Consider the following 14858-nt stretch of genomic DNA (forward strand, 5'->3'; position numbering starts at 1 on the left):
AGGAAAAGAACCTACCAATTCCAGAAAGGAATGAGAAAGGCTGGTTACCACGCGATTAATTTGCCGCCTTTGCGAAAAGTCCAAAGAAGAGCCGAAAGATTGGGAGGTATACGCCATCGCCGTACCCTGCAGGTATACGGAAAAATTCATCAGTAATGAGATGCGATTTTCTTCGCATCGGCTTACATACCCGTAAAGCGGGTGATGTACCATTGGCGCAACTCTCGGAATGCAAAAATGCATTGTGCTCACGCTTTGAGGTACAGCATCGGCAACATTTTTTGCCGATAATATTTCACCTGCATCAGTCCTCAAAGTGAGGACTTGCATAATAAACAAAGAATTTAATTGCGAATTGTACGCCGATACGGGAATTCCCGTTTCCGAAGCAGGATTTCCGGCTTCACTGTTGACCAGATCGATCACTGTGATATCCTGGAAGTTCGAATTCAAAGCAGTAAACCTACATGAGCGGCTCTGCAAAGCCGCTTTTGTTTTATGTGACATTACCCCCCCCCCTACGCTGCTTTGCTGCGGCTTTGCTGCCATGCTGTGACCTCAGACAAAAGCCAACCGATGGCGCGACCGCCCAATTTGCGGCGGGCGGGAAAGCTCCCCTCTTTTTCCATCATGTAACGGGTGGTACGGCAAATGCCTGTCAGGCGGCGACACTCATCCTCGCGAATGACACGTTCTTCGGGTGGTAGTGGTTGTTTGAATTGGTTCATATAGAAACGCCCTCGTTTGTTACAGTTCGAGGGCATTCTTTACTAATTACTTAATTGCTGCGACTGTAAGAAATTAACCATCGCTTCACTAAGAAGATATCACCTACGCCTATTGCTTAGAGATTTTTTGCTTCAATTTCTCTAAAGACTCAGGCGTCATTAAATTTTCTATAAAAGGTTTAATCGTTTGAGTAATAGAAAATATGTCTCTTTCACCATAAGGGAATAGAGCAACACACATAACCCCATGAGGGATGATGATTTTATTAGCGCAGGCCCATATGGTTAAGTCTATGTATGGAATGACTTTGTATTCGATGATTTTTTTTCTAACGATAGCCCACGAGGCGTTTATGGATAAGCTTTCCTCTACATTTAATTCTTGCCGCCATATTGGAATCAATCGTTTAAACTCTGATAATAGAATATCATCAGGAGTGCTAATATCAATAGACAAAAACAAAGAGTCGAGCTGACCAGTTACTAATGTCACACAGTCATTCAATTTGGCACGTAAAGTTCCATCTTTCTCAGGATCGTCCTGCTCATTCAGCATGAACTGAAATTCATTATCATCTAAGATTACGGGCATTCCACTTCTTGGCCCTTCTGAATCATCCATATGTGATAAATACATTAACACTTCCCTGGAAAGATAGTTAATACCATACCCAGTACTTACACTCATAGACTTTTTGCAATTCTCCATATACCTCTCATAAAATTCCCTTCCCCCCTTCATCCAGTCGTATTCATCTGGCGGTACATCCGGTTTAATCTCATCGAAAGGATCTTCTTGTCCAAAAGAAATACTCAAATCACAGCCATGCTCTAAAAAATGGGTTGTAGCAGCATATTCCCACTTCGAATCGCTCTCTACGGAATCTAGATACCAATAAATTCTAAGGCTAAGTTGCCTAAATAAATCCTTATCAGACATCGAATCAATATCGGAGTATTTTTGTAAATCGAATTCTTTCGGTAAATCAAGAGTGCTTTTTATTTTTTTGTTCATTTTGCGACCTTCATCAAAACAACATTTTCGTGGTTCTCAGATATAAGGGTTAGCCTGTCAATCCATTTATTCAGAGCATCTAATTTTTCGGGTAAATACTGGCTACGGTTATAAACAGCCATAACACCGCCCAGCGTATGCCCAAGTAGTTGCTCAACGACATGAGGCGCGATCCCCATGTTGTTTAATGTTGTAGCGAACGTCCGGCGCAGGTCGTGAAGTGTCCACGGTTCCGAATGCCCCAGACGTTTATAGATTCCCCGTCCCCACTGGCTGACAGCTTCAGGTTTCTTTATACAGCCCAGCAGCAAACCAGTTTCCTTGTTTTGCTCAATCAGGTCTTTGACAAACCGGCGCAGAACTTCGGGGATAGGTCGCAATATCTTTTCGCCGCCTTTGCTATGTTCTTTTGGAACTGTCCAGATCCAGTCTTCTAAATCCCATTCTGAAAGCCTGGACAAGCGTAGCTCCTGAGTTCGGCATCCAAACGCTACCAGCAAATGCAGCAGCGCAGCGTAGTAAGGTTTAAACTTCAATCCGGTACTTTCCCCCCATATATCGGCTAATTCCTGTCTGGTGTGCTCTCTGTCGCGCTTCTCCTGCTTTTTGCCAACATCATCAATCGTCAGGTCACTGAGTGCATTGCTCGTCGCGTATCGATGCACCCGGCAGAATTTAAGCGCCTGTTTGCACATTTGCAGGAGATAGCCCGCAGCCACAGGAGCATCAGACCTTACGCGGCTGAAACACTCCAGCCAGTGGCGGGTTTCACACATGGAAAGTGGATAATCCCCAATGTACGGGTAAATATGCTTATTTAGCTGTTCAACATGCTTTTCCACATTGGCCCGTTTGTGGGTCGCGTATTCTCTGATCCAGTAATCAAGAGCCTCTCTCACAGTGACGGGCTGCAACGATTCCTGAGTAGTAATCATAAGCTGGTGCTTAGGGTTTTTCCCCTCGGCAAGCCACGCTCGGCATTGCTCACGTTTTTCTCTGGCGGCTTTAATGGAGAGGTCTGGGTAATTTCCCAGCTTTATGCGCTGCGGGGCCGCAGCACGACCACCAATACGGTACGTAAAATACCAAGTCATTATTCCAACCTTCGACACCTTAACGCTCAGGCCGTCACCATCGGCATAGAAGCTGTCGCCGGGGCTTTCCCTTCCGATCATCTTACGAAGGGATGTATCGCTTAATTTGTTCGTACCACCAGCCATAAAACCTCAGTTCATTTTCAGCACTGACTACACCACTGACTACACATCACTATGTTACTCCATGAACGGCAATGAACAAAGCCAAACAAATAATGGTTAATTGTCCATTCATTTCAGTAGGATAGGCGAACATATTTAAACGATGGTGAACCATAAAAAACATAGGTTCTGAAAATACGGCATGAACTGATACTAACCAGTTAAATGTTTGATATAAAAGGCGCTCTTCGGCATGGGGAAGCGCCTTTTTTATTACATGAATTTTAATGGCTGGCTATCGTCTGCCGCCCATTAGCCCCGCAAAGGATTGACATAATATTATCAACCAGGGCGGGTGCCTGGCGATACAGATCGAATTGCCCGGGCTCCACCAGCCAGTTTTTAATAATACCGGTAAATGCGCTGTGTAATACAATTAATGAAATTTCAACATTGGTTTCCGCTGGCAATAATCCGTTACGAATACAGAGCTGCAAAATGCTGCGAATAATCGGATAGCTAAAACCAATTCTCTTGCGAATCTCAGCTTCCGGCATCATGTCGCTGGAAAACTCACACTTCTGATACAGAATTTGCATTAAGGCACGTTGACGGGGATTATTGGCGATATATTGTAAGCCAATAATAAATTTCTCTCGTAGCGTGCTGAGCGGATCCTGATCGTCTTTAAGGTTAAATTCATGCTGAAGCAGGTCGCGTAGCGGCAGCTGCTGTTGCCACATTTCATTAAATAGCTCAGCTTTGCTTGCAAAGTGCCAGTACACCGCTCCGCGCGTCACGCCAGCAGCATCAGCGATATCGGCTAAGGTCGTGCTGGTCACGCCACGTAAGGCAAACTGCTGAATGGCAGACTCAATCAGAAGCTGCCGCGTCTTTAACGCATCTTCTTTCGTTCTTCTGGGCATACGGTGCTCCACTCAACGCCAGATTGAGAGTGTGGGGAAATCGCTGGATACCTATAAACCTAACATCTGACAATCAATATTGTTTAGCAAAAATACAGATGAGTTAAATCTCAAACGCTCTCCAATAAATACACCGCAAGAATAATTAAGATAAATATATTCATATATTAAATATCAATGTAAGCAAATTTTAATTTAAGTTCATTCTAAAAACATTATTCCTGATATTTTGTTTTTACGTGCCTTGCTGATGGCTAAAAAATAACTATGTCTTACATCCATCGTTTTTTATTTGTAGGATAACAAACCGCATTTTAATTCATTATTTCTTGCACAGATTCGTGGCCATGCCTGGCTCATAATCTATAAGGAACAGCAATGACACCTCATGTCAGGGTTACACTTTTATCCAGCCTTATCATCCCGGCCATCCTGCTCAGCGGTTGCGATAATTCAGGCGATCGGCAACCGCATGCGCAGATACCTCAGGTCTCCGTTTATGTCGTACACAGCGCGCCGCTGTCCGTCACCACGGAGCTACCTGGCCGCACATCAGCCTACCGCGTCGCGGAAGTCCGCCCGCAGGTCAGCGGAATTATCCTGCAACGTAACTTTGTCGAAGGTAGCGATGTCACCGCTGGACAGTCTCTTTATCAAATCGATCCGGCGACCTATCAGGCGGCTTACAACAGCACAAAAGGTGATGAAGCGAAAGCAGAAGCCGCGGCGGCTATCGCCCACTTAACGGTAAAACGCTACGCGCCTCTTCTCGGCACAAAATATATCAGCCAGCAAGAATACGATCAGGCGGTGGCGACCGCGCGCCAGGCCGATGCCGATGTTATTGCCGCAAAGGCAGCCGTGGAAAGCGCGCGTATTAACCTGGCGTACACAAAAGTGACGTCGCCAATCAGCGGCCGCATCGGCAAATCCAGCGTGACCGAAGGTGCCCTGGTGACAAATGGTCAGGCTGACGCGATGGCGACGGTACAGCAGCTCGATCCCATTTATGTGGATGTCACTGAATCCAGTAATGATTTCATGCGCCTGAAACAGGAAAGCCTGCAGCACGGCAGTGGCACCAAAAGCGTGCAGTTGATTATGGAAAACGGAAAACCTTATGCGCTTCAGGGCACGCTGCAGTTCTCTGACGTCACGGTAGATGAGAGCACCGGCTCTATTACGCTTCGCGCCATCTTCCCCAACCCACAGCACGCTCTGCTGCCAGGGATGTTTGTTCGCGCCCGTATTGATGAGGGCGTTTCACCGGATGCCATTCTCGTTCCTCAGCAGGGAGTCACCCGAACGCCGCGCGGCGATGCCAGCGTGATGCTCGTTAATGATAAAAACCAGGTGGAAACGCGAGCCGTCACCGCCTCACAGGCGATTGGCGATAAGTGGTTAATCACGAGCGGTCTGAAAGCCGGTGAAAAGGTTATCGTCAGCGGTCTGCAGAAAGTACGTCCCGGCGTCACCGTGAAGGCCGAAGAGGATACCGCGACGTCCGTCGCGCAATAAGGTACGAATCCCTATGTCTAAGTTTTTTATCCATCGACCGGTCTTCGCCTGGGTGCTGGCGATCATCATGATGATTGCCGGTGGCCTCGCAATTATGCAGCTACCGATTGCACAATACCCGACTATCGCGCCGCCAGCGGTGGCCATCTCCGCAACCTATCCAGGTGCGGACGCACAAACCGTTCAGGATACGGTGACTCAGGTTATCGAACAGAACATGAACGGTATCGATAATCTGATGTACATGTCCTCAACCAGCGATTCCGCAGGCGGCGTTACCATCACCCTGACCTTTAAATCAGGTACGGATCCGGATATTGCGCAAGTTCAGGTGCAGAATAAACTGCAGCTGGCGACGCCGCTTCTTCCTCAGGAAGTACAGCAGCAGGGGATTAGCGTCGAGAAATCAAGCAGTAGTTTCCTGATGGTTGCCGGATTCATCTCCGATAACACGAGCACCACTCAGGATGATATATCCGACTACGTTGCATCGAACGTCAAAGATACCATCAGCCGCCTTAACGGCGTCGGCGATGTACAGCTCTTCGGCGCGCAGTATGCCATGCGCGTCTGGCTGGACGGTAATCTCCTGAATAAGTACAACCTCACGCCTGTCGACGTCATTAACCAACTGCAGGTACAGAACGATCAGATTGCAGCAGGCCAGCTTGGCGGTACGCCGGCCCTTAAAGGCCAGCAGCTAAATGCATCCATTATTGCTCAGACGCGACTGAAGGATCCGGCAGAGTTTGGCAAAGTGACTTTGCGCGTGAACGCGGATGGCTCAGTGGTACACCTGAAAGATGTGGCACGTATTGAGCTGGGAGGTGAAAACTACAACGTTGTCGCAAAAATCAATGGAAAACCGGCTTCAGGACTGGGAATTAAGCTCGCTACCGGCGCCAATGCCCTCGATACCGCCGCCGCGATTAAAGCGAAGCTTGCCGAACTGCAGCCGTACTTCCCGCAGGGGATGAAGGTCGTCTATCCCTACGACACTACGCCGTTTGTGAAAATCTCTATTCATGAGGTTGTGAAGACGCTGTTTGAAGCGATTATCCTCGTCTTCCTGGTGATGTATCTGTTCTTACAGAATATCCGGGCCACGCTGATCCCCACCATTGCGGTTCCGGTCGTCCTGCTCGGGACCTTTGCCGTACTGGCAATGTTCGGTTACTCCATCAATACGCTAACGATGTTTGGTATGGTGCTGGCAATAGGCCTTCTGGTCGACGATGCTATCGTGGTGGTGGAAAACGTCGAACGCGTCATGGTAGAAGAGAAGCTTCCCCCCAAAGAAGCGACGGAAAAATCAATGTCGCAAATTCAGGGGGCGCTGGTCGGCATTGCCATGGTGCTATCGGCAGTGTTTGTCCCGATGGCCTTCTTTGGCGGCTCTACGGGGGCGATCTATCGGCAATTTTCTATCACCATCGTCTCCGCCATGGCGCTGTCCGTCCTGGTCGCGCTGATCCTGACCCCCGCGCTTTGTGCCACATTACTGAAACCCGCATCAGCCGATCATCATGAGAAAAAAGGATTTTTTGGCTGGTTTAATGCGAAATTCGATCGTAGCGTGAACCACTACACTAACAGCGTTAGCGGGATCCTGCGCTGTACCGGACGCTACCTGATCATCTATTTGCTGATCGTTGTGGGTATGGCCGTCCTGTTTATGCGCCTGCCCACCTCCTTCTTGCCGGATGAGGATCAGGGGGTATTTATGACCATGATCCAGCTTCCTTCAGGCGCAACGCAGGAACGCACGCAAAAGGTTCTTGATACGGTTACCGATTACTATCTGCATAAAGAGAAGGTGAATGTTGAAAGCGTCTTTACCGTTAACGGCTTTAGCTTTAGCGGTCAGGGTCAAAACTCCGGTATGGCGTTTGTCAGCCTGAAGCCATGGGAAGAACGCAGTGGCGCAGAGAATGGCGTTGAGGCAATCATCAAACGTGCGACCGTTGCCTTCAGTCAGATTAAAGATGCTATGGTCTTTCCTTTCAATCTGCCGGCAATTATCGAACTGGGTACGGCGACCGGTTTTGACTTTGAGCTTATCGATCAGGGTAACCTTGGCCATAGCGCGTTAACCCTGGCCCGTAATCAACTTCTGGGTATGGTGAGAGAGCATCCCGACCAGCTGGTACGCGTTCGCCCCAACGGGCTCGAAGACACGCCGCAATTTAAGCTGGATGTTGATCAGGAGAAAGCTCAGGCTCTGGGGATTTCGCTATCCGATATCAATGAAACCATTTCCGCGGCGCTAGGGGGTTACTACGTCAACGACTTTATTGACCATGGACGAGTGAAAAAAGTCTACGTTCAGGCCGATGCAAAATTCCGTATGCTGCCGAGCGATATCAATAATATGTACGTCCGCAGCGCGAATGGCGAAATGGTTCCGTTCTCCGCCTTTGTCACCTCACGCTGGGTTTATGGTTCACCGCGCCTGGAGCGCTATAATGGCTTACCCTCTATGGAAGTTTTGGGTGAAGCTGCTCCGGGGAAAAGTACCGGCGATGCGATGATTTTAATGGAGCAGTTAGCCAGCAAGCTTCCTGCCGGTATTGGTTACGACTGGACGGGAATGTCCTATCAAGAACGTTTATCCGGTAACCAGGCGCCCGCGCTCTACGCCATTTCGCTTATTGTTGTCTTTCTGTGTCTTGCGGCGCTTTATGAAAGTTGGTCTATTCCCTTCTCCGTCATGCTCGTCGTTCCATTAGGGGTAGTTGGTGCATTACTGGCGGCGTCGTTACGCGGGCTTAATAATGACGTTTATTTCCAGGTGGGCTTATTAACAACTATCGGCCTCTCTGCGAAAAACGCGATTCTTATCGTGGAGTTTGCGAAAGACCTGATGGATAAAGAAGGCAAAGGAATTATCGAAGCCACACTTGAAGCATCGCGTATGCGTTTACGCCCTATCCTGATGACTTCGCTGGCCTTTATCCTCGGGGTTCTGCCTCTGGTTATTAGCCATGGAGCCGGCAGCGGCGCCCAAAACGCGGTCGGTACCGGCGTTATGGGCGGAATGCTGACGGCAACATTACTGGCGATCTTCTTTGTTCCTGTCTTCTTCGTCGTGGTAAGACGCCGCTTTACGAAACACGCAGAGTAAATATGTTTTTCTAAAGGCACCTTTCAGGTGCCTTTTTTTCGTCTGCGTTTCGATAACTATCCTGATGATATTAAATATATTTATTGCCGCGGTACCCAATACACATTATTTCCCCATAGTTCTCTGGTTTTCTTCATGATATTTACGTTACTCATAAATTGAGATTATTTACTCTAGCGGCACCCCATATTGCTGATGATAAAATAAACCGTTCCGCGCAGGTACGGGTTCTCCAATACAGCGAAGCGGATTATTTAGAGGTAATATCATGACTAAAGTTATTCTAGTGGCATTGCTGGCAACGCTACTCGCCGGCTGTGCACATGACTCTCCGTGTGTACCGGTCTATGATTCTGAAGGCAGATTAGTGCACACCAATACCTGTATGAAAGGAACGACCCAGGATAACTGGGAAACCGCCGGCGCGATTGCCGGGGGCGCAGCTGCCGTTGCTGGCCTGACGCTCGGCATCGTGGCGTTGACTCGTTAATTCCTTTCTTTTCTCTGCCATGACAGGTGCCGGAGCGAGCTCCGGCACCGCTTTTCCCGAAGGTAAGCTCCACAATGCTTAAACTGCAATACCGGCAGCTGAAGCTCGGGAAACGATCCTTTAGATAAGATCAAATGGGCAAATTGTCATTGCCAGGTCTGGTATAAATGGATATTTTCGCAGCAGCACAAACGCAAAAAGCCCATCCTGACGGATGGGCTTTTCACTTATTTGATGCCTGGCAATGCCCTACTCTCACATGGGGAGACCCCACACTACCATCGGCGCTACGGCGTTTCACTTCTGAGTTCGGCATGGGGTCAGGTGGGACCACCGCGCTATCGTTGCCAGGCAAATTCTTTTCAAATCGCCGAACTTTAACCTAAAAACTGGTGCTGATACCCAGAGTCGAACTGGGGACCTCACCCTTACCAAGGGTGCGCTCTACCAACTGAGCCATATCAGCACACTTAATTTGATGCCTGGCAGTTCCCTACTCTCACATGGGGAGACCCCACACTACCATCGGCGCTACGGCGTTTCACTTCTGAGTTCGGCATGGGGTCAGGTGGGACCACCGCGCTAGTGCCGCCAGGCAAATTCTTTGTGCTCAGTACGCAATTCTTTATCGCATCAGCCGCGTTGCCCGCGCTCGCAAAGTCAGTCACATACTTCAGTATGCTCCTTCCTTTCCTTCGCTTGTCGCCTTGCTGCTGCGCAAATTATTGCGTACTCAACTCTGAATCAATGCTGAAATTGTTGTCTTCTCAAATCGCCAAAACATCTTCGGCGTTGTAAGGTTAAGCCTCACGGTTCATTAGTACCGGTTAGCTCAACGCATCGCTGCGCTTACACACCCGGCCTATCAACGTCGTCGTCTTCAACGTTCCTTCAGGACCCTTAAAGGGTCAGGGAGAACTCATCTCGGGGCAAGTTTCGTACTTAGATGCTTTCAGCACTTATCTCTTCCGCATTTAGCTACCGGGCAATGCCATTGGCATGACAACCCGAACACCAGTGATGCGTCCACTCCGGTCCTCTCGTACTAGGAGCAGCCCCCCTCAATTCTCCAGCGCCCACGGCAGATAGGGACCGAACTGTCTCACGACGTTCTAAACCCAGCTCGCGTACCACTTTAAATGGCGAACAGCCATACCCTTGGGACCTACTTCAGCCCCAGGATGTGATGAGCCGACATCGAGGTGCCAAACACCGCCGTCGATATGAACTCTTGGGCGGTATCAGCCTGTTATCCCCGGAGTACCTTTTATCCGTTGAGCGATGGCCCTTCCATTCAGAACCACCGGATCACTATGACCTGCTTTCGCACCTGCTCGCGCCGTCACGCTCGCAGTCAAGCCAGCTTATGCCATTGCACTAACCTCCTGATGTCCGACCAGGATTAGCTGACCTTCGTGCTCCTCCGTTACTCTTTAGGAGGAGACCGCCCCAGTCAAACTACCCACCAGACACTGTCCGCAACCCGGATTACGGGCCCACGTTAGAACACCAGCCATTAAAGGGTGGTATTTCAAGGATGGCTCCATGCAGACTGGCGTCCACACTTCAAAGCCTCCCACCTATCCTACACATCAAGGACCAGTGTTCAGTGTCAAGCTATAGTAAAGGTTCACGGGGTCTTTCCGTCTTGCCGCGGGTACACTGCATCTTCACAGCGAGTTCAATTTCACTGAGTCTCGGGTGGAGACAGCCTGGCCATCATTACGCCATTCGTGCAGGTCGGAACTTACCCGACAAGGAATTTCGCTACCTTAGGACCGTTATAGTTACGGCCGCCGTTTACCGGGGCTTCGATCAAGAGCTTCTCCGCGAGGATAACCCCATCAATTAACCTTCCGGCACCGGGCAGGCGTCACACCGTATACGTCCACTTTCGTGTTTGCACAGTGCTGTGTTTTTAATAAACAGTTGCAGCCAGCTGGTATCTTCGACTGATTTCAGCTCCACGAGCAAGTCGCTTCACTTACCATCAGCGTGCCTTCTCCCGAAGTTACGGCACCATTTTGCCTAGTTCCTTCACCCGAGTTCTCTCAAGCGCCTTGGTATTCTCTACCTGACCACCTGTGTCGGTTTGGGGTACGATTTGATGTTACCTGATGCTTAGAGGCTTTTCCTGGAAGCAGGGCATTTGTCACTTCAGCACCGTAGTGCCTCGTCATCACACCTCAGCGTTAGTGACGTTCCGGATTTACCTGGAACATCCGCCTACATGCTTAAACCGGGACAACCGTCGCCCGGCCAACATAGCCTTCTCCGTCCCCCCTTCGCAGTAACACCGAGTACAGGAATATTAACCTGTTTCCCATCGACTACGCCTTTCGGCCTCGCCTTAGGGGTCGACTCACCCTGCCCCGATTAACGTTGGACAGGAACCCTTGGTCTTCCGGCGTGCGGGTTTTTCACCCGCATTATCGTTACTTATGTCAGCATTCGCACTTCTGATACCTCCAGCAACCCTCACAGGCCACCTTCAACGGCTTACAGAACGCTCCCCTACCCAACAACACATAGTGTCGCTGCCGCAGCTTCGGTGCATGGTTTAGCCCCGTTACATCTTCCGCGCAGGCCGACTCGACCAGTGAGCTATTACGCTTTCTTTAAATGATGGCTGCTTCTAAGCCAACATCCTGGCTGTCTGGGCCTTCCCACATCGTTTCCCACTTAACCATGACTTTGGGACCTTAGCTGGCGGTCTGGGTTGTTTCCCTCTTCACGACGGACGTTAGCACCCGCCGTGTGTCTCCCGTGATAACATTCTTCGGTATTCGTAGTTTGCATCGGGTTGGTAAGTCGGGATGACCCCCTAGCCGAAACAGTGCTCTACCCCCGAAGATGAATTCACGAGGCGCTACCTAAATAGCTTTCGGGGAGAACCAGCTATCTCCCGGTTTGATTGGCCTTTCACCCCCAGCCACAAGTCATCCGCTAATTTTTCAACATTAGTCGGTTCGGTCCTCCAGTTAGTGTTACCCAACCTTCAACCTGCCCATGGCTAGATCACCGGGTTTCGGGTCTATACCCTGCAACTTAACGCCCAGTTAAGACTCGGTTTCCCTGCGGCTCCCCTATACGGTTAACCTTGCTACAGAATATAAGTCGCTGACCCATTATACAAAAGGTACGCAGTCACCCAACTAGTGGGCTCCTACTGCTTGTACGTACACGGTTTCAGGTTCTTTTTCACTCCCCTCGCCGGGGTTCTTTTCGCCTTTCCCTCACGGTACTGGTTCACTATCGGTCAGTCAGGAGTATTTAGCCTTGGAGGATGGTCCCCCCATATTCAGACAGGATACCACGTGTCCCGCCCTACTCTTCGAGTTCACAACCTGTGTGTTTTAGTGTACGGGAGTATCACCCTGTACCCTGCGACTTTCCAGACGCTTCCACTAACACACAAGCTGATTCAGACTCCGGGCTGCTCCCCGTTCGCTCGCCGCTACTGGGGGAATCTCGGTTGATTTCTTTTCCTCGGGGTACTTAGATGTTTCAGTTCCCCCGGTTCGCCTCGTTTGACTATGTATTCATCAAACGATAGTGCAACGAATTGCACTGGGTTTCCCCATTCGGACATCGCCGGCTGTAACGGTTCATATCACCTTACCGACGCTTTTCGCAGATTAGCACGTCCTTCATCGCCTCTGACTGCCAGGGCATCCACCGTGTACGCTTAGTCGCTTAACCTCACAACCCGAAGATGTTTCGTAAAACATCGTCGTGTCGCGAAAATTTGAGAGACTCGAACACACTTAAACAGTGTGTCGTTTCAATTTTCAGCTTGATCCAGATTTTTAAAGAGCAAATATCTCAAACGTCACCCGAAGATGAGTTTTGAGATATTAAGGCAGGTGACTTTCACTCACGAACCAGCAAGTGGCGTCCCCTAGGGGATTCGAACCCCTGTTACCGCCGTGAAAGGGCGGTGTCCTGGGCCTCTAGACGAAGGGGACACTGAAGTCTCAATCGCAAGACGCCTTGCTATTTACTTTTCATCAGACAATCTGTGTGAGCACTACAAAGGCAGGTTCTTTAAGGTAAGGAGGTGATCCAACCGCAGGTTCCCCTACGGTTACCTTGTTACGACTTCACCCCAGTCATGAATCACAAAGTGGTAAGCGCCCTCCCGAAGGTTAAGCTACCTACTTCTTTTGCAACCCACTCCCATGGTGTGACGGGCGGTGTGTACAAGGCCCGGGAACGTATTCACCGTGGCATTCTGATCCACGATTACTAGCGATTCCGACTTCATGGAGTCGAGTTGCAGACTCCAATCCGGACTACGACATACTTTATGAGGTCCGCTTGCTCTCGCGAGGTCGCTTCTCTTTGTATATGCCATTGTAGCACGTGTGTAGCCCTACTCGTAAGGGCCATGATGACTTGACGTCATCCCCACCTTCCTCCAGTTTATCACTGGCAGTCTCCTTTGAGTTCCCGACCGAATCGCTGGCAACAAAGGATAAGGGTTGCGCTCGTTGCGGGACTTAACCCAACATTTCACAACACGAGCTGACGACAGCCATGCAGCACCTGTCTCACGGTTCCCGAAGGCACCAAAGCATCTCTGCTAAGTTCCGTGGATGTCAAGAGTAGGTAAGGTTCTTCGCGTTGCATCGAATTAAACCACATGCTCCACCGCTTGTGCGGGCCCCCGTCAATTCATTTGAGTTTTAACCTTGCGGCCGTACTCCCCAGGCGGTCGACTTAACGCGTTAGCTCCGGAAGCCACTCCTCAAGGGAACAACCTCCAAGTCGACATCGTTTACAGCGTGGACTACCAGGGTATCTAATCCTGTTTGCTCCCCACGCTTTCGCACCTGAGCGTCAGTCTTTGTCCAGGGGGCCGCCTTCGCCACCGGTATTCCTCCAGATCTCTACGCATTTCACCGCTACACCTGGAATTCTACCCCCCTCTACAAGACTCCAGCCTGCCAGTTTCGAATGCAGTTCCCAGGTTGAGCCCGGGGATTTCACATCCGACTTGACAGACCGCCTGCGTGCGCTTTACGCCCAGTAATTCCGATTAACGCTTGCACCCTCCGTATTACCGCGGCTGCTGGCACGGAGTTAGCCGGTGCTTCTTCTGCGGGTAACGTCAATCGACAAGGTTATTAACCTTATCGCCTTCCTCCCCGCTGAAAGTACTTTACAACCCGAAGGCCTTCTTCATACACGCGGCATGGCTGCATCAGGCTTGCGCCCATTGTGCAATATTCCCCACTGCTGCCTCCCGTAGGAGTCTGGACCGTGTCTCAGTTCCAGTGTGGCTGGTCATCCTCTCAGACCAGCTAGGGATCGTCGCCTAGGTGAGCCGTTACCCCACCTACTAGCTAATCCCATCTGGGCACATCTGATGGCAAGAGGCCCGAAGGTCCCCCTCTTTGGTCTTGCGACGTTATGCGGTATTAGCTACCGTTTCCAGTAGTTATCCCCCTCCATCAGGCAGTTTCCCAGACATTACTCACCCGTCCGCCACTCGTCACCCGAGAGCAAGCTCTCTGTGCTACCGTTCGACTTGCATGTGTTAGGCCTGCCGCCAGCGTTCAATCTGAGCCATGATCAAACTCTTCAATTTAAGTTTGATGCTCGTAGAATTAAACTTCGTAATGAATTACGTGTTCACTCTTTGAGACTTGGTATTCATTTTTCGTCCGAGGACGTTAAGAATCCATGTCACTTTGAGTGCCCACACAGATTGTCTGATAAATTGTTAAAGAGCAGTGCAACGCGGCTTTCGCTCACCGTTGCGAGGTGGCGTATATTACGCTTTCCTCTTTCAGAGTCAACCCGTTATTTCAGGATTTTTTCTCTTCAACCGACCGGGTTGTTTGTGAAGTGAT

Annotated in this window: 7 protein-coding genes, 2 tRNA genes and 4 rRNA genes; 3 read left to right on the forward strand and 10 right to left on the reverse strand. The window is 49.9% G+C overall.

Going from position 1 to position 14858, the window contains the following annotated elements:
• Positions 1-518: 518 nt before the first annotated feature.
• The 4 genes from MKleb_RS25140 to envR all read right to left on the reverse strand — a co-directional run bounded on the left by MKleb_RS25140 (position 519) and on the right by envR (position 3868).
• Positions 519-728 (reverse strand): helix-turn-helix transcriptional regulator, encoded by a 210-nt coding sequence (locus tag MKleb_RS25140; protein ID WP_217076345.1) that lies wholly within the window; start codon positions 726-728, stop codon positions 519-521.
• 109 nt (positions 729-837) lie between these two features.
• Positions 838-1743: a DUF6387 family protein gene (locus MKleb_RS25145; protein WP_217076346.1), complete on the reverse strand. Its 906-nt coding sequence runs from the start codon at positions 1741-1743 to the stop codon at positions 838-840.
• A complete protein-coding gene (locus MKleb_RS25150) occupies positions 1740-2963 on the reverse strand; it encodes a tyrosine-type recombinase/integrase (RefSeq protein WP_217076347.1) in 1224 nt (407 codons plus the stop codon). Before MKleb_RS25150 ends, MKleb_RS25145 begins: the two co-directional genes overlap by 4 nt.
• Before the next feature lie 263 nt (positions 2964-3226).
• A complete protein-coding gene (envR, locus tag MKleb_RS25155) occupies positions 3227-3868 on the reverse strand; it encodes an acrEF/envCD operon transcriptional regulator (protein ID WP_004854718.1) in 642 nt (213 codons plus the stop codon).
• A 378-nt stretch (positions 3869-4246) separates the two neighbouring features.
• Between envR and MKleb_RS25160 the strand changes: the two genes are divergently transcribed.
• The 3 genes from MKleb_RS25160 (at position 4247) to MKleb_RS25170 (ending at position 9000) form a co-directional block, all read left to right on the forward strand.
• On the forward strand, positions 4247-5386 hold the full coding sequence (locus MKleb_RS25160; RefSeq protein ID WP_025108493.1) for an efflux RND transporter periplasmic adaptor subunit: 1140 nt from the start codon (positions 4247-4249) through the stop codon (positions 5384-5386).
• Positions 5387-5399: 13 nt separating this feature from the next.
• Positions 5400-8510, forward strand: coding sequence for an efflux RND transporter permease subunit (locus tag MKleb_RS25165; protein ID WP_217076348.1), 3111 nt, complete (start codon positions 5400-5402; stop codon positions 8508-8510).
• A gap of 268 nt (positions 8511-8778) precedes the next feature.
• The gene (locus MKleb_RS25170; protein ID WP_025108494.1) at positions 8779-9000 is read left to right on the forward strand and encodes a hypothetical protein; all 222 of its coding nucleotides are present in this window, start codon (positions 8779-8781) and stop codon (positions 8998-9000) included.
• A 236-nt stretch (positions 9001-9236) separates the two neighbouring features.
• Here MKleb_RS25170 and rrf (MKleb_RS25175) read toward each other — a convergent pair.
• From rrf (MKleb_RS25175) to MKleb_RS25200, 6 genes are all read right to left on the reverse strand, one after another.
• Positions 9237-9352, reverse strand: a 5S ribosomal RNA gene (gene rrf, locus MKleb_RS25175).
• A 38-nt stretch (positions 9353-9390) separates the two neighbouring features.
• Positions 9391-9466, reverse strand: a tRNA-Thr gene (locus MKleb_RS25180).
• Positions 9467-9480: 14 nt separating this feature from the next.
• A 5S ribosomal RNA gene (gene rrf, locus MKleb_RS25185) occupies positions 9481-9596 on the reverse strand.
• A 200-nt stretch (positions 9597-9796) separates the two neighbouring features.
• Positions 9797-12702, reverse strand: a 23S ribosomal RNA gene (locus MKleb_RS25190).
• Between the two features lie 190 nt (positions 12703-12892).
• A tRNA-Glu gene (locus tag MKleb_RS25195) sits at positions 12893-12968 on the reverse strand.
• Positions 12969-13053: 85 nt separating this feature from the next.
• Positions 13054-14593, reverse strand: a 16S ribosomal RNA gene (locus MKleb_RS25200).
• Together the 16S, 23S and 5S rRNA genes with 2 tRNA genes alongside form the textbook arrangement of a ribosomal RNA operon.
• Positions 14594-14858 lie beyond the last annotated feature (265 nt).

The organism is Klebsiella sp. PL-2018 (assembly GCF_019048985.1).
GTDB classification, from domain to species: domain Bacteria; phylum Pseudomonadota; class Gammaproteobacteria; order Enterobacterales; family Enterobacteriaceae; genus Klebsiella; species Klebsiella michiganensis.